This is a genomic window from Microbacterium nymphoidis, assembly GCF_021044885.1.
Taxonomy (GTDB): Bacteria; Actinomycetota; Actinomycetes; order Actinomycetales; family Microbacteriaceae; genus Microbacterium; species Microbacterium nymphoidis.
In genome coordinates this window covers 328,395-346,051 of record NZ_JAJNOD010000001.1, presented here as the reverse complement: position 1 = coordinate 346,051, position 17,657 = coordinate 328,395, and the positions used below count along the sequence as shown (strand labels likewise).

At 69.9% G+C, this 17,657-nt stretch carries 16 protein-coding genes and 1 tRNA gene; 6 read left to right on the top strand and 11 right to left on the bottom strand.

Annotated features, from left to right (window positions below):
• Positions 1 to 35: 35 nt before the first annotated feature.
• A complete protein-coding gene (locus tag LQ566_RS01665; protein WP_231089824.1) occupies positions 36 to 617 on the top strand; it encodes a hypothetical protein in 582 nt (193 codons plus the stop codon).
• Positions 618 to 716: 99 nt separating this feature from the next.
• Here LQ566_RS01665 and LQ566_RS01660 read toward each other — a convergent pair whose 3' ends face one another.
• The 4 genes from LQ566_RS01660 to LQ566_RS01645 form a co-directional block, all read right to left on the bottom strand.
• Positions 717 to 1,334 carry a flavodoxin family protein gene (locus LQ566_RS01660; protein ID WP_231089823.1) on the bottom strand — a complete coding sequence of 206 codons (618 nt, stop codon included), beginning with the start codon at positions 1,332 to 1,334 and terminating at the stop codon, positions 717 to 719.
• A 95-nt stretch (positions 1,335 to 1,429) separates the two neighbouring features.
• A complete protein-coding gene (locus tag LQ566_RS01655; protein ID WP_231089822.1) occupies positions 1,430 to 1,654 on the bottom strand; it encodes a hypothetical protein in 225 nt (74 codons plus the stop codon).
• Positions 1,651 to 3,054, bottom strand: a complete 1,404-nt coding sequence (locus LQ566_RS01650; protein ID WP_231089821.1) for a glycosyltransferase family 2 protein — start codon at positions 3,052 to 3,054, stop codon at positions 1,651 to 1,653. Before LQ566_RS01650 ends, LQ566_RS01655 begins: the two co-directional genes overlap by 4 nt.
• Before the next feature lie 282 nt (positions 3,055 to 3,336).
• Entirely contained in the window at positions 3,337 to 3,972 is a 636-nt protein-coding gene (locus LQ566_RS01645) for an EAL domain-containing protein (protein WP_231089820.1), read from the bottom strand.
• 192 nt (positions 3,973 to 4,164) lie between these two features.
• On the opposite strand from LQ566_RS01645, the gene LQ566_RS01640 reads away from it, so the two are divergent.
• On the top strand, positions 4,165 to 5,157 hold the full coding sequence (locus LQ566_RS01640; RefSeq protein WP_231089819.1) for a GGDEF domain-containing protein: 993 nt from the start codon (positions 4,165 to 4,167) through the stop codon (positions 5,155 to 5,157).
• Between the two features lie 175 nt (positions 5,158 to 5,332).
• On the opposite strand, the gene LQ566_RS01635 is transcribed toward LQ566_RS01640, so the two are convergent.
• Both LQ566_RS01635 and LQ566_RS01630 read right to left on the bottom strand, forming a co-directional pair.
• Positions 5,333 to 6,730, bottom strand: coding sequence for an amidohydrolase (locus tag LQ566_RS01635; RefSeq protein WP_231089818.1), 1,398 nt, complete (start codon positions 6,728 to 6,730; stop codon positions 5,333 to 5,335).
• Complete coding sequence (locus LQ566_RS01630) at positions 6,727 to 7,389, bottom strand: VOC family protein (protein WP_231089817.1); 663 nt, start codon at positions 7,387 to 7,389, stop codon at positions 6,727 to 6,729. Before LQ566_RS01630 ends, LQ566_RS01635 begins: the two co-directional genes overlap by 4 nt.
• 230 nt (positions 7,390 to 7,619) lie before the next feature.
• Here LQ566_RS01630 and LQ566_RS01625 point away from each other — a divergent pair, with 230 nt between their 5' ends.
• Complete coding sequence (locus LQ566_RS01625) at positions 7,620 to 8,459, top strand: endo alpha-1,4 polygalactosaminidase (protein WP_231089816.1); 840 nt, start codon at positions 7,620 to 7,622, stop codon at positions 8,457 to 8,459.
• 24 nt (positions 8,460 to 8,483) lie between these two features.
• On the opposite strand, the gene LQ566_RS01620 is transcribed toward LQ566_RS01625, so the two are convergent.
• Positions 8,484 to 9,122: a hypothetical protein gene (locus LQ566_RS01620; protein ID WP_231089815.1), complete on the bottom strand. Its 639-nt coding sequence runs from the start codon at positions 9,120 to 9,122 to the stop codon at positions 8,484 to 8,486.
• Between the two features lie 132 nt (positions 9,123 to 9,254).
• On the opposite strand from LQ566_RS01620, the gene LQ566_RS01615 reads away from it, so the two are divergent.
• Positions 9,255 to 9,326 (top strand) — tRNA-Gln (locus tag LQ566_RS01615).
• An 87-nt stretch (positions 9,327 to 9,413) separates the two neighbouring features.
• On the opposite strand, the gene LQ566_RS01610 is transcribed toward LQ566_RS01615, so the two are convergent.
• Genes LQ566_RS01610 through LQ566_RS01600 form a run of 3 tightly spaced genes read right to left on the bottom strand, consistent with a single transcriptional unit; the run spans position 9,414 to position 12,962 of the window.
• Positions 9,414 to 10,262 carry a transposase gene (locus tag LQ566_RS01610; RefSeq protein ID WP_231089814.1) on the bottom strand — a complete coding sequence of 283 codons (849 nt, stop codon included), beginning with the start codon at positions 10,260 to 10,262 and terminating at the stop codon, positions 9,414 to 9,416.
• A 5-nt stretch (positions 10,263 to 10,267) separates the two neighbouring features.
• Complete coding sequence (gene gltX / locus LQ566_RS01605; protein WP_231089813.1) at positions 10,268 to 11,788, bottom strand: glutamate--tRNA ligase; 1,521 nt, start codon at positions 11,786 to 11,788, stop codon at positions 10,268 to 10,270.
• A 40-nt stretch (positions 11,789 to 11,828) separates the two neighbouring features.
• Positions 11,829 to 12,962 carry a LacI family DNA-binding transcriptional regulator gene (locus LQ566_RS01600; RefSeq protein ID WP_231089812.1) on the bottom strand — a complete coding sequence of 378 codons (1,134 nt, stop codon included), beginning with the start codon at positions 12,960 to 12,962 and terminating at the stop codon, positions 11,829 to 11,831.
• A 135-nt stretch (positions 12,963 to 13,097) separates the two neighbouring features.
• Here LQ566_RS01600 and LQ566_RS01595 point away from each other — a divergent pair, with 135 nt between their 5' ends.
• Together LQ566_RS01595 and LQ566_RS01590 are read left to right on the top strand one after the other, a co-directional pair.
• Positions 13,098 to 14,708 (top strand): MFS transporter, encoded by a 1,611-nt coding sequence (locus LQ566_RS01595; RefSeq protein ID WP_231089811.1) that lies wholly within the window; start codon positions 13,098 to 13,100, stop codon positions 14,706 to 14,708.
• On the top strand, positions 14,705 to 16,348 hold the full coding sequence (locus LQ566_RS01590) for a CocE/NonD family hydrolase (RefSeq protein WP_231089810.1): 1,644 nt from the start codon (positions 14,705 to 14,707) through the stop codon (positions 16,346 to 16,348). The genes LQ566_RS01595 and LQ566_RS01590 overlap by 4 nt, the downstream gene beginning before the upstream one ends.
• Before the next feature lie 35 nt (positions 16,349 to 16,383).
• Here LQ566_RS01590 and LQ566_RS01585 read toward each other — a convergent pair whose 3' ends face one another.
• Positions 16,384 to 17,628 carry an MFS transporter gene (locus tag LQ566_RS01585; protein ID WP_231089809.1) on the bottom strand — a complete coding sequence of 415 codons (1,245 nt, stop codon included), beginning with the start codon at positions 17,626 to 17,628 and terminating at the stop codon, positions 16,384 to 16,386.
• Positions 17,629 to 17,657: the final 29 nt, after the last annotated feature.

Here is a 17,657-nt window from a genome sequence, read left to right as displayed (position 1 = left end):
GGCATGACGCTGAGATGAACGGAAGGAAGCACATCATGAGCGAGATCTACGACGAAGGCCTGCTGCCTCCGAACGTTCACCCCTCCCGCACGGACCGGAGACAAGCCGGCGAGGCCGACACCGACACCGACACCGACACGGCGACCAACACCAACACCAACACCAACACCAACACCGACACGGCGACCGACACCAACACCGGAACCAACACCAACACCGGGGCCGATACCAACACCGGGAGCGTGAGGGATGTCGCAGACCAGGGGTTGCTCCCCCCGAACGTCAAGCCCTCACGCACCGATCGGACGGCGGACGACGACAGCGGCGGCGGGCAATCACCCCCGCCCGAGGCGGACACCGATGATCAGCTGCCCGGCACGGACGACGGCCTGCACGGCGAGGCCGGCAGTGAGCGGGAGGCCGAGCCCAGCCGGAGTGATCCGCTGCGTAGCCCCGCCACCCACCCGGAGGAGGTCCCCGAGCGCGATCCCGACATCGCGCCGCCGACCGCACCGGAGCGGGCGCCGGCTCCCGAAGAGGATCCGGAGGTGCCGCCGCTCACGGACCCCGAGTTCGACTTCCGCGACCCCCAACGGCCCCAGGGCACCCCGATGTGACCCAGGAACCCACGCCCGAGGGCACCCCGAACCGACGCAGCAAGCCACGCCCGAGGGCACCCCGACCCGACCCAGGATTCCAGGAACCGACGCCCTGGTTCACTCCGCGGGTGCGGGATACGGGTGCCCGCGCAGGAGGCGGGCCAGATGCATCGCATTCGCCGCCGCGGTCTGCGCCGCCGAACGGACACTCTCCGGCACGGTGTCGAGCGCGATGAAGTCCGTCTTGCCCATGGCCTCGCCGTTCCAGTAGACACCGCTCTGGGCCGGAATCGTGAAGCCGACATCTCCCAGCGTCTGGGCCAGGATTCCGACGATGTGATGCGCTCCGTCCTCGTTTCCGACCACCACCGGGATGGCGACACGGTCGTAGAGGCTCGGCCGGCCCCGTTCGTCGGTCTGCGAGAGTTCGGCATCGAGGCGCTCGATCACGCGCTGTGCCACGCTGGAGTGCTGACCCACCCAGGTCGGCGTCGCGAACACGAGGATGCTCGCGTCCAGCACCTGCCGCAGCAGCGCCGGCCACCCGTCGCCGGGGCCCATGTCACGCTCGACGCCGGCCTGCACACTGTGATCCACCACGCGCACCGTGTCGACATCACACCCGAGGTCGGACAGGGCGCCGGAGACGAGTCCGGCGAGTGCCCCCGTGCTCGACTCCGCTGGTGCGGGCTTCAGCGTGCAGTTGAGTACCAGTACGGTCATTCGCTCAGTCATACCGGCACGGTAGGCAGGCTGCCGCCGCCGGATCACGGGGGTGGCGCGACGGCCCGGAACGCGCTAGGCGACCTCGCGCACGGTCCGGACGCGTGTCAGAGGGGTCCGTCCGGATGGATGCTGCGCGTCTCCGATCGGCGGGAGCGACCCCGCCAGCGCCACCGCGGCGGCGGCAGCATCTTGAACACCGCCAGACAGACGTACACGACGGTGTTCACAGCGACGAATCCGGCGAGCACCGCGAACCACGGGCTGTTCAGCACGGCTTCGGGAAGCAGGACTCCCGCCGGCATGGTTCCTCCCGCCGCGAAAACGCTCATGCCGTCGCCTCCGCATCGGCGCGGCCGGCGGGCTGCTGGAGATGCGACCAGGTCGCTTCCCGTCCGAATGCCATGTCGATCACGCCTTTCACGAAAACCACGTCGCAGAAGAAGTCGTACACCAGCTCGGGGATCACCAGCGCAGCAAGCAGGCGAGCACGCCAGCCGCCGCTCCACACCGTGACCACACGTTCGATCATGAACACGAGTCCGATGGCGATCCAGAACGTGAACCACACCCACTGATCCAGCGCGAGCAGCATCGTGATGATCAGCGCGAAGTACGAGGTGAGCGCGATCACCGAGTACCCGATTCCGATCTGCTGCGACCAGTAGCGCACCGTCGTCGGCGTCAGCCCGTACTCCCCCAGGTTCTCCAGCGCTCCACGCTGCCACCGCAGCCGCTGCTTCCACAGCATCCGCCACGTCGGCATCAGCTCCGTCACCACGACGCACTCCGGCGGGGAGACGATGAGCCCGCCGAGGCTCTTGATCGCGATGGTGATCTCGTTGTCCTCGGTGAGCGCCACGGTGTCATAGACCTCGCCCGCGTTGCCCGGGATCAGCCCCCCGCGCGCATCGGCGACGGCGCGCAGGGCGGGGGCCCGAAACACGCTGGCCGTGCCGGTGAGAACGAACACCTTGCCGCGGCGGCGACGGATCTCCCGGGAGTATCGGGTGAACTCGTTGCGCTGGAATTGTCCCAGCAGGCCATGTCCCGGCTCTCCGAGGAACAGTCCACCCACAGCCATCAGCGCGCGGTCCGCGGTCATCCGCCGTCGCGCCACGCGCAGGAACCGGGTGGTGGCGAAGCGGGTGTCGGCGTCCATCACGAGAACGCCGTCGTTGTTGCCGAGCTGGGGCAGGAGCTCACCGAGCGCCTGGTTCAGCGCTCCAGCCTTCTTCCGGGTGTTGCCGACGGTCTCGAACACCTCGACTCCCGCACCGCGGGCGAGAGCTACCGTGTCATCGGTGCAGTTGTCCGCGATGACGATGATCCGCTCGGGAGGCGTGGTCTGCGCGCGCAGCGAGGCGAGGGTGGCCGGGAGGTTGTCGGCCTCGTTGTGTGCCGGGATGAGTGCGGTGATGGTGACCGGACCGTCGAAGACGCCACGCGTCGCGGCCATGATGCGCCGAGGCGCCAGCGGGCGCGCGTCGATGTCCGGTGGCGTACGCCGGGACCGGCGGGTGACGTGCAGCTCGTAGAGCACGACGGCTGCAGCCGCGGCAGATGCGAAGAGAACGGCACCGATCAGGAGTCCGATGGCCGGGCCATCGGCGTCGTACCGGAACTCGAATCCGAGCAGGTTGCCCTCCCGGGGATCCCACACCGGGCGGGGCGCGGTGAGGGCTATCACCGCGATCAGGAGCGCCGCCGCCAGCAGGGTGATCGCAATCACGATGACGCCCGCAAGGCGCCCGGTGCGCGTCAGTCCGGGACGCCGGATAGATCTGTGGCCGGACACAGCAAATCTCCCCTCCTCTGATTCAGGACGCGTGCCGGCCACGAACGACACCACGTGGATCGGGACCACCGGCCACTCGCTCGTGAACGGTGCCGGAGGACGGGGGCCCACCGGCAGTCACGTCACTGCTGCATCTTCTATTACACGGTGCTGCGGGGCCGGATCGGGCACTCTGTCCTGTGAATCTCATTGGGACGCCGCCGGAGAGGCCTGTCCTCAGGCGATCGGTGCCGGTCGCCCGAAGAGATATCCCTGGGCGTACTCGGCCCCGAGATCGCGAGCCAGCGCTGCCTGTCGCGGGGTCTCGATACCCTCCACGAGGAGGCGGGCACCGACGGCGCGTGCCGCATCGCAGAGGCGCGCCGCGAGCGCCTGCGTGGCGACGTCGTCCTCGTACGTGGCCACGATGAACCGATCGAGCTTCACGATGTCGGGGCGCAGTTCCTGGATCCGCTCGACCGTCGAGTGTGCGGCACCGGCGTCGTCCAGCAGCAGGAGACAGCCGAGCGCGGTGCTGATGCGGCGCGCGGCGGCACAGGCGGCGGGGGCGGACAGCTCGCTGAGCTCGAGCCCCCAGCGCAGGCGGCGGTCGAAGGCCACCCGCTCGTTCTCCAGGGCATCGAAGGTGGGTCCGGACGCGTTGCAGGTGATCAGCCATCCGTCGGGGATCGCCGCCGCTGCGCGCCGGATGTCGGCCAGCAACGAGAGCTCCAGTTCCACGAGGGTTCCTCGTGCGCGCGCCTGCGCGAGATGTTCCTCGGGCGTGCGCCCATCCGCGAAGCGCGACAGGGCCTCGACGCCCGCCACGCTCTCGTCACGGAGGTCGACGATGGGCTGGAACACAACCGCCACGTGCGCCTCCCGCCTCTGTTGGCCGTGCTCACTCTATTGCGTCTACTGCATGCTGCATATCCGCAACGGCGCCGGCCTCGGCATCCGCGTCGCAACTCGCGTCATAAAACGCGCACTCCCCCGTCTCTCTGGTGAGCCCCTGCACCGAGCACCCGGTGCGGGCGGGAAGACGAGGCCGCGAAAGGAGGAGAGATGACGGGTGACCGATCGGCCGCCGCACAGCGCGCGAGCCGTTCGCTGCGCGCTCGGCTCAGCGGGGAAGAACGCGCCTACGCCTTCGCCACCGGCGCTCTCGCCGGCGCGCTGGTGCTGAGCGCCCTCGCGCACATCGTGCTGGAGGAGCCGCAGCCGACGCTGGACCTCCTCGTCTACACCGGAGCCCGCATCCTCCTCGGCGCAGTCGTGGTGATCGCCGCCGTCGTGCTCCGTGAACGCCTCCCCGCCTGGGTGGGGATGACCGCCGCTCTCATTCCCGCCGTCATGCTCGCTGTGTTCGCCGTCTTCGGCACCGACACCGCTCACACTCTGCTCTGCCTGCGGGAGTTCCCGCTCGTCGCGCTCTACCTGGGCTGGTTCTCGCCGCCCTGGCTCGCACGCCTGATCGTATATCCGGCGGTGGCCGCGACCGTCGGTGCAGCCGCGGCTCGCGGGCTCCCGCCGGAAGGTGGCGTGCTCACCCCCATCGCCGTCGCGGAATTCACGATCTTCTCGGTGCTGTGTCTTGTGCTCGGCATCCGTGGTTCGGCGTACTACCGCCGTCGGGTCGACGGCGACCAGCTCACCGGTGTCCTCAACCGGCGGGGTCTGCATCGCGTGGGCGGAGACCAGGTGCGCCGGGCACACCGTCGCGACGAATCGCTCACGGTGGTGCTCGTGGACGCCGACCGTCTGAAGGCCGTCAACGACGCCGCGGGCCACCACGCCGGTGACACGGCGCTGCAGGCGCTGGCCCACCATCTCGGTGCTGCCATCCGCGATACGGACGTGGTCGGCCGGCTCGGCGGAGACGAATTCGTCGTGATGCTGACCGGGACCGATGCACGCACGGCACGCAGCATCATGGCCCGCGTGCGCCGCACGTCACCGGTCCCGTTCAGCTATGGCATCGCCGAGCGCTCCCCGGAGGACGACCTGGATACGCTCATCCGCCGTGCCGACGAGCGGATGTACGACTACAAGTCCTGACTCGGACGCGTCCTCGCCATCGCGCCGACAAGCAGATCACGACGCCGCGCCCTCACTCGGGCGCGCCCCCTCCAGACGGGCTCACCGCGCTGGACGCCCCGGATCCCGTCACGCATGCGCCGACGAACGGACGCGACGTCACTTCCTGACAGCTCTGAGCTTCTCTCCGGCACACTCAGCTCTGCGCGCCGTCCGTCCAGCGAAAGCGTCCGCCGTGCGCGGCGAACTCGGCGTTCACCTCGGCTCGCAGCTCAGGGTCGGCGAGGAAGTCCGCCGCCGTCACCGCGAGCGCCACGGCCGCATCGGACAGGGCGACGAAGGACGCCGGCCGAATGGTGTGGGCGGCGAAGGCAGCGTTGTGCGGATGCACATCGTCAGGGCCGCCCAGTCCGATGGAGGGGTGGAGGGACGGCACATAGTGGCTGACGTTGCCCATGTCGGTGGACGCGCCACCCTGTGCCTGCACCACCGGGGAGACCGGCACCTCCCGGCCGCGTCCGCGTACGGCCTGCACCCACCGCCGGGTGAGCTCGCGGTTGTGCTGGAGCGGGAGGTACGGCGGCACGGGGTCAACGTCGATCTCGGCGATCGTGCCGGTCGCGAGCGCGGCGCCCTGCAGCGCGTCGACCACGCGATCGGTGAGGGCGCGCAGCGTCTCGATCTCTGCCGAGCGCACGTAGAACAATGCGCTGGCCTGCTCGGGCACGACGTTGGGCACTGCTCCGCCGTCGGTGATGATGCCGTGCACCCGGTCGATCGGAAGGATGTGCTGGCGGAGCTGCGCGACGCTCTGATAGGCGGTCACGACGGCGTCGAGGGCGTTGCGGCCGAGCCATGGGGAAGCGGCCGCGTGCGCGGCGCGGCCACGGTAGGTGACGGCGACACGACGGACACCGGTCGTGCGGGGCGCCAGGACGGGAGAGACCGCCGATCCTGCTCCCGGATGCACCATTCCGGCAGCATCGACGTCGTCGAATCCGCCGGCGCGGAGGATGAGCTCTTTGCCACCGCCGTTCTCCTCGGCCGGCGTGCCGATCAGCGAGAGCCGGGCGCCGAGACGCTCGGCCACCGGCGCCGCAGCGAGGAACGCGCCCACGGCTGCCGCCGCGATGATGTTGTGCCCGCATGCGTGCCCGACGCCGGGAAGTGCATCGTATTCCGCGATCAGCGCGAAATGTGGCCCCTCCGATGGGCCGACGCTCGCCCGGAACGCGGTCGGCAGGCCGAATGCGCCGATCTCCGCGATGATGCCGTGCTGACGCAGCACGTCGGCGATACGGGCGACGGAGCGCCGTTCCGCGAAACCGATCTCGGGATCATCATGCAGGTCGATGGCGAGTTGCTGCAACACCGGTGCCGACTCGTCGACCCGCCGTGACAGCTCCGCCACGACGCCGTCCCCGGCGCCCGCGTGTGCCGACTGCTCGACGACGCTGACCGCCTCCACCGGTCGCGCGGTGCGCACGTGCCAGTCCAGGGCCGTCTGCAGCGCGTGCTCCGAGGTGCCGGCCCGTCGGGCGGACGCCGTCACCTCGTCCGCGGGTGCCAGCAGATCCGTATCGTGCAGGGTCACAGCACGACCTCGTCGCCCTGGGCGTTCCGCAGCGTGAGCCGGTAGGGGTCCGCATCGCCGGTCACGAGCGGAACAAGCGCATCGTCACCGAGGCCGAGGGCGTCATGCACCGCGGACAGCGCCGCGTCGTCGGCCACCACTCGCTCGAAGCTCACCAGTTCGATCGTGGGGATATCGCTCAGACCGGGCTGCGGGGTGTTCCCCCACTCGATGAGGAACGGAACCGCGAAGTCCCCGCTTCCGCGCGTCAGGCGCCACTCCAGCAGTTCGCCGTCGGGCCGACGACGCGACAGGTCCCAGATCTCGCCCGGGTCGTAGCCGCGGGCGCGCGAGGACGCGACAGCCTGCTCGATGTCGTCGGGGTGCACGGCGTACGTGACGATGCGGGGTGCGTCCAGCCCGTCGATGCCGAACGTGGTCACCGGCCCCTCGTGCTCGACCTCCGGGTTCGGACCGATCAGCTCGATGTAGTGGGGAACACGCTGGCCGTCGACGGTGAGCGCGACCAGGGCGTTCGCCGTGCCGGTCGGGTGGGCACCGCCCGGTGCGGCGGTCACTCCCGTGCGTTCTGCGAACCAGGCGATCACGCCGGCGAGGTCGGGACCCGCGATGACGATGTGGTCGAGCAGGGCTGGGGCGGCGTGGGCGGTACGTGTCATGACGGGCTCCTCTGAGGGGACGGCTTCGCAGAGCTCCAGTACAGCGCCGACGGCGCGGGCGTGGCGGCGTGTTTTTCATCTGCCGCAATCACCGGTCACGCAGCGTCACGTGACGCGCCCCGTTCGAGCCACCAGCAGATCACGGGGTCCTGCCACACACCACGCGCCGAGATCGAGCACGCGCCGCGGCTGCCAAAGCGCGCGTACGTCGCCGCGCCTAGGCTGGATCCGTGTCCGCCCTCCGCCCCGTGATCACCATCGCCGCGCTCGGAACGGTGCTGCTGCTCTCCGGCTGCGCTGCGACGGGATCCGACGTCGGCGACATTGCCGGCGCCGGAACTCCGTGGCCCGAGACAACGACGTTCGATTACCAGCTGGGCGGTCCGTACGAGCTCGGCCCCGGCGTCGGTATCGTGGCGCGGGACCGCACGGCACCGCCCGCGCCGGACGCCTACACGATCTGCTACGTGAACGCGTTCCAGACCCAGCCGGGCGAGGCCGGCTCCTGGCCGTCGTCCGTGCTTCTCACCGATGACGAGGGCGACCTCGTCCACGATCCCGACTGGCCCGACGAGGTGCTGCTGGACACCTCCACCCCCGACCGCCGCGCCGCGATCGTCGCCGTGGTCGCGCCGTGGCTGCGCGGATGTGCCGATGACGGGTTCCAGGCGGTCGAGTTCGACAACCTCGACAGCTTCACCCGGTCAGCGGAGGCGCTGAGCCTGGAGGACAACATCGATCTGGCCCGGATGCTGTCAGATGTGGCCCATGACGCGGGTCTCGCGGTCGGCCAGAAGAACACCGCCGAGCATGCCGCCCGACTGCGCGCGGATGCCGGCTTCGACTTCGCGGTGACCGAGGAGTGCGCCGCCTACGAGGAATGCGCGGCCTATCGCGACGTGTACGGCGATGCCGTGCTGGACATCGAGTACACCGACGAGCTGCCCCGGTCCTTCGCGCAGATGTGCGCCGACGCAGATTCTCCGACGCTCATGATCCTGCGCGATCGGGACCTTCACACCCCCGATTCCGCGGAGTACGTGTTCGAGGCGTGCCCGCCCCGCGGATGACGCGTGGTGCTCCGGCGGCCGCGGCTAAGCGCGCAACGCCGCGACGGCCGCAGCGACGTCGATCACTGCGTCCACCGGGATGGCCGTGTCGGGAGCCGCCGTCAGCAGAGTGCCCGTGGCGACGATCGTGACCGAGCCGCGCGGGGAGAGAACCTGAACCGAACCGACCTCCCCCAAGGTCTCACCGGAGCCGAGGATCAGAACCCGGCCCCCCAGCGCACCCGCGCGCGGATCATCGGTGGCGCCCGGCAGGGTGCTGAGTTCCTCTGCTGTCCACGCCAGATCGTCGATACCAACCGACAGTGCCGCATAGTCGGCGATATCCGTGGAGCCGGACGTGATCGCCTCATTGGTCCACACGCATGTCGTCCCCTCAGCCCCCTCCACCGAGTCCGCCGCGGAGAGGGTGAAGTTGCCTGTGATCGACGCGGCGAGCGGCTCAATGTCTGCGCACGTGATCGCCGCGGCGACCGATGCCTCGGTGCCGGGGGTCTCCCCCGTGCTCGGCTCGGACGATGCAGTCGCCGCCGAGCCCGCGGGCGCGTTCGCCTCCGCGGTGGGTGCGGTCCCCGGTGATGCCGGCACAGGCGATGCCGAGCATCCGGTGAGCGCGACCACGCTCAATGCTGCGATGACCAGTGCGGGGGAAACAGAGCGCCTCACCCGGTCATCCTTTCACAGCGACCGCACGTGCACGTGCCCCCTGCTGTGACGCGCGCGGGATGCACTCTCGGTTTGGCCCGTGCGCACGCGTGGTCTAAGCTAGAACACGTTGCGACGCCGGTCGATAACCGGTGGGGTATGGTGTAATTGGCAACACGGCTGATTCTGGTTCAGTTGTTCTTGGTTCGAGTCCAGGTACCCCAGCGTTATGAAGGCCCCCGGGAAACCGGGGGCCTTCTCATGTGTGGCGTGGCCCGGATATGCCGGCCCCCGGCGCATCCCCGGCATACCTCAGCTCTCTGGACGCTCCAGCGCAGCGCGCGCTGCCGCCTCCTGTTCGTGCGCCCTTCGCGCCTCCTGAGCTCGATCTCCCTGCTGACGTTCGGCCTCCTCGACGACGGACCGCGCGGCGTCGAGGGCGGCGCGGGTGCGCTCGAGGTCGGCCTCGAGCTGTGCCACGCGGTCGGCGAGAGCGTCCGCGCGCGCCTGTGCATCCTGCGTGTGCTTGATCAGATCGGCAAGGACGCGGTCGGCCCGCTCCCGCGCTCTCTCAGCATCGCGCACCGCGGCCTCGGCGGCACGGCGGCGTCGCCGCTCGGCGAGCTCATCCGTCGGCGGCGGGTTCGCCGCAGTGAGGTCGGGCGCGCCCCCGGCGACGGCATCACTCAGATCTGCAGGCCCTGTGCTCGGCTCCAGGGTGCGGATCAGCCGACCGGAGGCCACGGCCGCGGCAGCCTGCGGGTCGAAGAACGCCGCGGAGATCGTCTGATGCACAGACTCGGCGGTGGCTGCCGTGACCCGCTCCCCCTGCGACTCGGCGAGCTTCACCGCCTCCTGCGCCAGGTGCCGTGTCAGAGCGCGACGCTGACGGCTGAGCTCGGTGAGAGCCGCCGCATCGAGATGTTCTTGCGCCTCGCGCAGATCCGCGGCGAGGCTCAGCGCCTCGGCTAGGTGCGCGGCGCGCCGACGCGCGAACACGTTCACCACCCACGCGCCCACGCTCGGCTTGCGCAGCGCCCGGATTCGGCGCGCCAGTTCCGGGTCCTCGGTGCGAGCAGCACGCGCTGCGCGTGACGAGACGAACTCGGCGAGCGGACCGGAGCAGAGCCCGGCCGCGATCTCGTCGAGTCCGTCCGCCACGGCGGTCAGTCGGCCTGCGTCAGCTCGTTCGCCAGCGCGTCCAGCCGGCGAAGCGTCTCCGGCTTGCCGAGCAGCTCCATCGACTCGAACAACGGGGGCGAGACGCGCCGGCCCGTGATGGCCACGCGCGGCGGTCCGTATGCGACGCGGGGCTTGAGTCCGAGCTCGTCGACGAGGGCCGCGGCGAGCGCCTCCTGAATGTGGGCGGCATCGAAGTCCGCCTCCGGGACGACCTCGAGAGCCCCGATGCACGCGGTCAGCACCATCGGCGCATCGGCGGGGAGCCCCTTCATCGCGTCGGCCTCATACGTGACCGAGTCAGAGAAGAGGAACGAGAGCATGCCGGGCACCTCGCCGAGCAGCTGCACGCGCTCGTGCACCAGCGGCGTCGCCTTCGCGAACAGCGCGCGCTGCGCCGGTGTGGGCTCCGACCACACGCCGGCGGCCGTCATGTACGCGATCGAGCGCTCCGTGAAGTCCTCGACATCGAGACGGCGGATGTGATCGCCGTTGATCGATTCGGCCTTCTTCTGATCGAATCGGGCAGGGTTCGGGTTCACGTCGGCGATGTCGAACGCTGCGGTGAACTCCTCAAGGGAGAAGATGTCGCGGTCCGGCCCGATCGACCATCCCAGCAGCGCCAGGTAGTTGAGCAGACCCTCGTGGATGAAGCCCTTGTCGCGCTGGAGGAAGAGATCCGCCTGCGGGTCGCGCTTGGACAGCTTCTTGTTGCCGGTCTCTCCGAGTACCAGCGGCATGTGCCCGAAGCGCGGTACGAAATCGGTGACGCCTGCATCGATCAGCGCGCCGTAGAGGGCGAGCTGGCGCGCGGTCGAAGGCATGAGGTCCTCACCGCGAATGACATGGGTGATGCCCATGAGGGCGTCGTCGACCGGATTGGTGAACGTGTACAGCGCGTGGCCTCCGGCCCGCACGATCACGAAGTCGGGGAACGACCCGGCGGGGAAGGTGACCTCGCCGCGGATCAGGTCGACATAGGTGAAGTCGCCGTCGGGAACCCGGAGGCGGTACGCGGGCTCGCGGCCCTCGGCACGGAAGGCTGCCTTCTGCTCGTCGGTCAGATCGCGATCGTAGTTGTCGTAGCCCAGCTGCTTGGCCCGCCCCGCCGCCTCATTGCGCGCGTCGATCTCCTCCGCGTTGGAGTAGCTCTCATACACCACACCCGCGTCGATCAGCTTCTGCAGGACCTCGGCGTAGATGTGCTTGCGCTCGGACTGGCGATAGGGAGCGTGCGGACCGCCGACCTCGACCCCCTCGTCCCAGTCGATCTTGAGCCAGGTGAGCGCGTCCACGAGCTGGCGGTAGCTCTCCTCGCTGTCGCGGGCGGCGTCGGTGTCCTCGATGCGGAACACGAGCTTGCCGCCGGTGTGACGGGCGTACGCCCAGTTGTACAGGGCGGTGCGCACCATGCCGACGTGCGGCAGACCGGTGGGTGACGGGCAGAAGCGCACGCGCACGTCCGCGCCGGAGGCGGTCGTGGTGCGGGGATCAGGTGAAGTCGACATCACCTCACATTCTATCCGCCGCGCCGCTCACGCCCCGTGGTCAGGACGAACCCCCATCCACCGAAGTACAGCCGCAGGACGCGCGAAGCACCAGCTCCACCGGCAGGCGCACCACACGCGCGGCGGTGTCGGGGGCCTCCAGGCGCGACGCCAGCAGGCTCACCGCGGTCCGCCCGAGCGCTTCCATGGGCTGCCGGATGGTGGTGAGCGTCGGCCTCGCGAACTCTCCGGCGTCGATCCCGTCGAAACCGGTGACCACGACATCCTCGGGAACCTGCAACCCGGCGTCGTGGAGCGCCTCCATGACACCGAGCGCGGTCTGATCACTCGCGCAGACGATCGCGCGCGGGGGCACCAGCGATCGGAGCAGGTCCGCGATCACCGCGCGCGCTGCCGCGCGCGAGCCTCCGTCTGTGATGTCCGGCGTGTCGGCGCGGAGCCCCCGCGCATCCAGAGCCGCCTCCCACCCTCGACGGCGAGCCTCGTGCTCGTGCCCGACATCCGATCCGGCGTACCAGAAGGAGTCCACCGCATGTTCTTCGATGAGATGCTCGACGAGTGCCCGCATGGCACCTTCGTTGTCGATGACCACCGCGTCCGCGATGACGTCGCGCGGTGCCGGCTGAGCGACCAGCACAACCGCCTTCGTCCGGCTGAGCTGCGCGACCGCCTCGTCGTCGACGGTCGACGGCAGCACGACGACGCCGTCGACGCGCCGAGCGATCTCCTCCAGCTCGACTCCGACGCTCGTGCCGGGCTGCCAGCCCACCACGAGCGGTGTGCGTCGCACCGTGCACTCGATCTCCGCACCGCGGAGCACCTCATCGGCGAACAGCGGGAACAGGCGAGGACGCCGCCGCTGACCAGCCACACGCACGACGATGTCCTCCTCCTCGCCCGCGCGATCCGGTTGCAGGCCATTCGTCGCGGCCGACGGCTCCCACACCTCGTCGGGTTCGTGTCCGCTGAAGGAGTACACGCCGATGGCCCCGGTCTGGCGCTCCGCGAGGGCACGCGCGCTGCCGCTGGGAAGATAGCCGAGTTCCGCGACGGCTCGTCGCACCCGTTCCCGCGTCGAGGCGCTGAGTTTGTCCGGCGCGCGGAAGTACCGGGAGACCGTCGCCGTGGACACGCCCGCGGCCCCTGCCACGTCGTACACATTCGCGGATCGCATCGGGCTCCTCTCTCGGGTCGTCCCACTCTATGCCACTTGACGCCTGGAAATGTACGCGCATACACTCACCAGATCCCGACCGTGCGGCAGCCTTCCGATCCGGCCTGGCCTCGACCCCGACGATGAGGAGAAGACATGCCATTCCCACCGGAGCAGCGCGACCGGCCGGATCCCGAGCGAGACGCGATCACGGACACCGCCCCTCCACCCGCGGCGACCCGGGTACGCCGGCGCACCCCATCGATTTCCCCGCATCCCGCAACGACGACAGACCCCACTGCAACGGCGACGGACCCCACCGCACCACCCACTGCGAGCTCGGCTCCCCCACATCCCGAAAGGACGACGGACCCCACCGCACCGCCCGCGGCGACATCGACTCCCCCACACCCCGCAACAACCACAGCCACCGCGGCGATCACCCCCAGCACCAGCACCAGCACCAGCACCAGCACCAGCACCAGCACCAGCACCAGCACATCAACACCCCTTGCCACCCCGCCCGCCGACGAGATTCCGGGCTCGCGTCAGTCCCCCGCGTTCTGGATCGCCTTCGTCCTCACCTGGCTTGCGAGCGGACTCGCACAGGGCATGGCGGGGGTGGCCGTGCCGCAGCTGCTCAAGGAGTGGAGTCCGGACACCGCCACCGGCGACCTGAGCTTCGTGCTGACGCTCGGCGGGGTCGCGATCCTGATCACCACACCGCTGTTCGGCCGGCTGAGCGACCGTTCGCTCTCGCGCTGGGGCCTGCGGCGCCCCTGGATCCTGTACGGGTCCGTGATCGCGCTCCTGGGCTTCGTGATCGAGGCACTCGCTCCCTCCCTCGTCACGCTGAGCATCGGAGCGGTCCTGGTGCTCACCGGGTGGGGCGCCGTCTCGATGACCATCCACACCCTGTTCGCCGACCAGATCCGCCGGCGGATCCGGGCCATCATGTCCGCGGTGACGGGCGCAGCCACCACCATCGGCATCCTGACCGGCGTCGCGGTCACCGGCATCGTGGCGTCGTGGGGGCAAGCGGCCATGTTCCTCGTTCCCGGCGGCGTGTCCGTCCTCCTGGCGATGACGCTGTTCTTCACGCTGGATGACCTGCACCGCACGGAGCCCGCGTCCGCTCTGAACTGGCGGACCGTTCTGGACACCTTCTGGCTCAACCCGCGTCGTCACCCCGACTTCGCCTGGGCATGGATCTGCCGCTTCTTCATGACCGCCTCGATCGTCTCGGTCACCAACTACCTCTACCTGACGATCTCCAGCCGGTTCGGCATTGACGATCCGGCGCAGATCGCCGCGATCCAGGCTCAGGCCACCGGCGCATTCACCCTCTGCAACCTGCTGCTCGCCTTCGTCTTCGGTGTCATCTCCGACCGCACGGGGCGGCGCAAGCCCACCGTGATCATCGGGGCGCTGACCAGTGCCGCCGGTTTGATCGTGGCGATCGCGTTCGGTGACATCGCGATGTTCCTCGTGGGAATCGCCATCGTGGGTGCGGGCCAGGGCGCCTACATCGCCGCGGATGTGGCTCTGATGACGGAGACACTGCCCGCGATCGAGGACGCCGGAAAGGACCTCGGCATTGTGGCGCTGGCATATCTGCTTCCCGGTATCGTCGTGCCTGTGCTCGGATTCTTCCTCACCCGCATCGGCTCGGACACCGGCGAGAACTTCGCGGCTCTCTATGTGGCGGCGTTCCTGATGGCACTCATCGCCGCGTTCGCCGTCACGCGCGTACGGAGCGTGCGTTGAGCGGCCGGGGCCCGCGGCTGACGCGCGTCGCTGCACAGGAGTATCGTCGCCTCGCCCGCAGCGAGGGCATGCCGCCGGCGACCCACCCGGAGGTGCAGCGCGACCGCGACATCCCGGTGCGCGCTCACGACGGCGCTGCGCTCCTCACGGATCACTGGCATGCCCCCGATGCCGCAGACAGCACTCTCCTCATCCGCACCCCGTACGGGAGGGATGGCATCGCCGGGGTCGCGAAGTTCATCGCCGAACGCGGACACCACGTGATCGTCCAGAGCTGCCGCGGGACGTTCGGATCGGAGGGCGAATTCAGCCCGCTGCACGACGAGGTCGCCGATGGTCAGAGCACGCTCACCTGGCTGCGCGCCCAGCCCTGGGCCACCGGGCGGGTACACACCTGGGGCGGAAGCTACTTCGGTGTCACGCAATGGGCCCTCTGCGACGGACCCGACCGCCCCGACGCGATGGGCATCGCTGTGTCGGCTCGCCGGTTCGACGACGGGATCATCTATCCGGGAGGCGGCTTCGCGATCGACACCACCGTGGCGTGGAGTTTCGCGCTGCGCATGCAGGAGCGTCCGCTTCTCGCGCGCATCGGGATGATTCTGCGCGCTGCGTCCGCTCTCCGCCGCGGATCCCTCACGGTTCCGCCTGCGGAAGCCGCCCAGGCGGCGGTGGGGACAGATCCCCGGTTCTTCCGCGACTGGGTGGAGCATTCGCAGCGTGACGACCCCTGGTGGGAACCGCTCCACTTCGCCCAGGATCTCGCAAGCATTCCGCCCGTGGCGCTCGTGGCGGGGTGGCGTGACCTGTTCCTGCAGGAGCAGCTGAAGGATCATGCGGCCCTGGTCGCGGGAGGCGTCCCCGCGAAGCTGGCGATCGGCGACTGGCTCCACGGTGCACCCGAGACCTCCGTCATGGGCGTGCGCGATGCGCTGGTCTCCTTCGACTCACTGGATCGGCTCCCGGACGTGCGCATCGAGGTCACCGGCGGCATCGGCTGGCGGGAGCTGGATTCGTGGCCGCCGCCCGCCGAGTCCCGCGTGTGGGCGGCGACCGCAGCCGGCGGTCTGCGCCCAGGCGCTCCCGATGAGCGGGCCACACCGCTGTCGTACCGCTACGACCCGGCTGATCCCACACCGAGCGAAGGCGGTCGCACCCTCGGCCCGTTCGCCTCGGGCTATCGGATCCAGCGTCGCCGGGAGGCTCGATCGGACGTCGTGCTGTTCACGTCCGACCCGCTCGACGACGACCTTCTCATCATCGGCGAACCGCGGGTCGAGATCACACTGACCTCCACCAACCCTCGCGTCGATCTGTTCGTTCGGCTCTGCGACGTGGACGAGCGGGGGCGCTCTCGCACGGTCACCGATGGCTACATCCGGCGAAACCCCGAGGCGGGTACGCACACGGTCCTGCAGCTCGCCTCCCTGGCCCACCGTTTCGCCGCCGGACACCGGCTGCGTCTCCAGGTGTCATCCGGTGCTCATCCGGTGTACCTGCGAAACCCCGGAACCGCAGACCCGATTCGCGATCACAGCCGGCTGCTGCCGAGCGAGCAGACGTTCGACGTGGGCGGCGAGCACGCACTCGCGCTCCACCTGCCCGCCGTCGACGGCGCCGTGCTGCGCCCCATGAGCTGAGCGCGCTCCACGCTCCGCCGCCCTCCGGCCCCCGGTCAGGCCCGCGGGTCGCGCACGCGCAGCGCGAAGGGCGACACCACGGTCACGGCGATCACGAGCACGAGCGCGACCACCGCGAGGCCCCGATACTCCACCGCCTGCAGCACGAGCCCGGCGAGCACCGCGCCAACGGCCGCGCAGAGGCTCATGAGCGAGTCGCTGAGACCCTGCCGACGCGGGCGCCGTTCGAGGGAGGACGCCTCGGTGAGCAGCGTGCTCCCCGCCACCGTCGCCGCACTCCAGCCGAGCCCGAGCAGCACGAGCGCGACCAGCACACCGGCGTGGGACTCGCTGCCCACGAACGCGGCCACCAGCGCGCCGGCGAGCAGCAGCTGGCCGAGAAGGATCACCGCGATACGCCCGAACCGGTCCGACAACCAGCCGAAGACCGGCGAGAGACCGTACATGCCCGCGACGTGCGCGGCGATCGTGATCCCCACGATCACGGTCGCGTCGCCCATCGTCATGTGCTGCAGGTGCACCGGCGTCATGGCCATCACCGAAGCCATCACGGTGTGCGAGGCTGCCACGGCGAACACGGCATATCGCGCAACTCGGGGCCGGTCGACGAAGGCCCCGCCGGTGGCCGCAGGGGCGGCCGCGTCGCGCTGCTGCGCAATCCGCAGCGGGTCGGGCCGCAGCGCGACGATGTAGAGCAGGAACGCTGCCACCTGCGCGACGAGGGAGAAGAGGTAGGAACCGGTGTGCACCGGCATCCCGAGCATCCGCCCGACGGCTTCCCCCGGCCCGAGGAGCAGGGGGCCTGCAACGGCGCCGATGGTGGTCGCCCAGACCACGACCGACAGCTCGCGGCCACGCCGGGCCGGTGTGGCGAGGTCGGTGGCGGCGAAGCGGGACTGCAGGTTTCCCGCGTTCCCGGTGCCGATGAGGACAACACCGACGAGGAAGAGCCAGAAGGTGGCCGACGCCGCCGCAGAGATGACGATCGCGATGCCGACAAGGGCGAGCAGGTTGCCGAGCGTCAGCGCGATACGTCGTCCGCGGCGGGCGGCGAGTCGCGCCAGCGGGATCGCCGCGAGTGCGGCACCCAGCGTGACCGATGCCGTGGCGAAACCGGACAGCGCGTCCTGACCGGTGATGTCCTTCGCCAGCAGCGCACCGAGGGAGACCGTGGCGCCGAACGCGATGCCGCCGAGGACCTGCCCGACGGCCAGCGTGCGCACGGTCCGCGACTGAATCCGTGCGATCGTCGCGTCATCGAGCGACGCAAGCGCGGTCATCGGGCGACCGGTGCCGCGTGGCGAAGTAC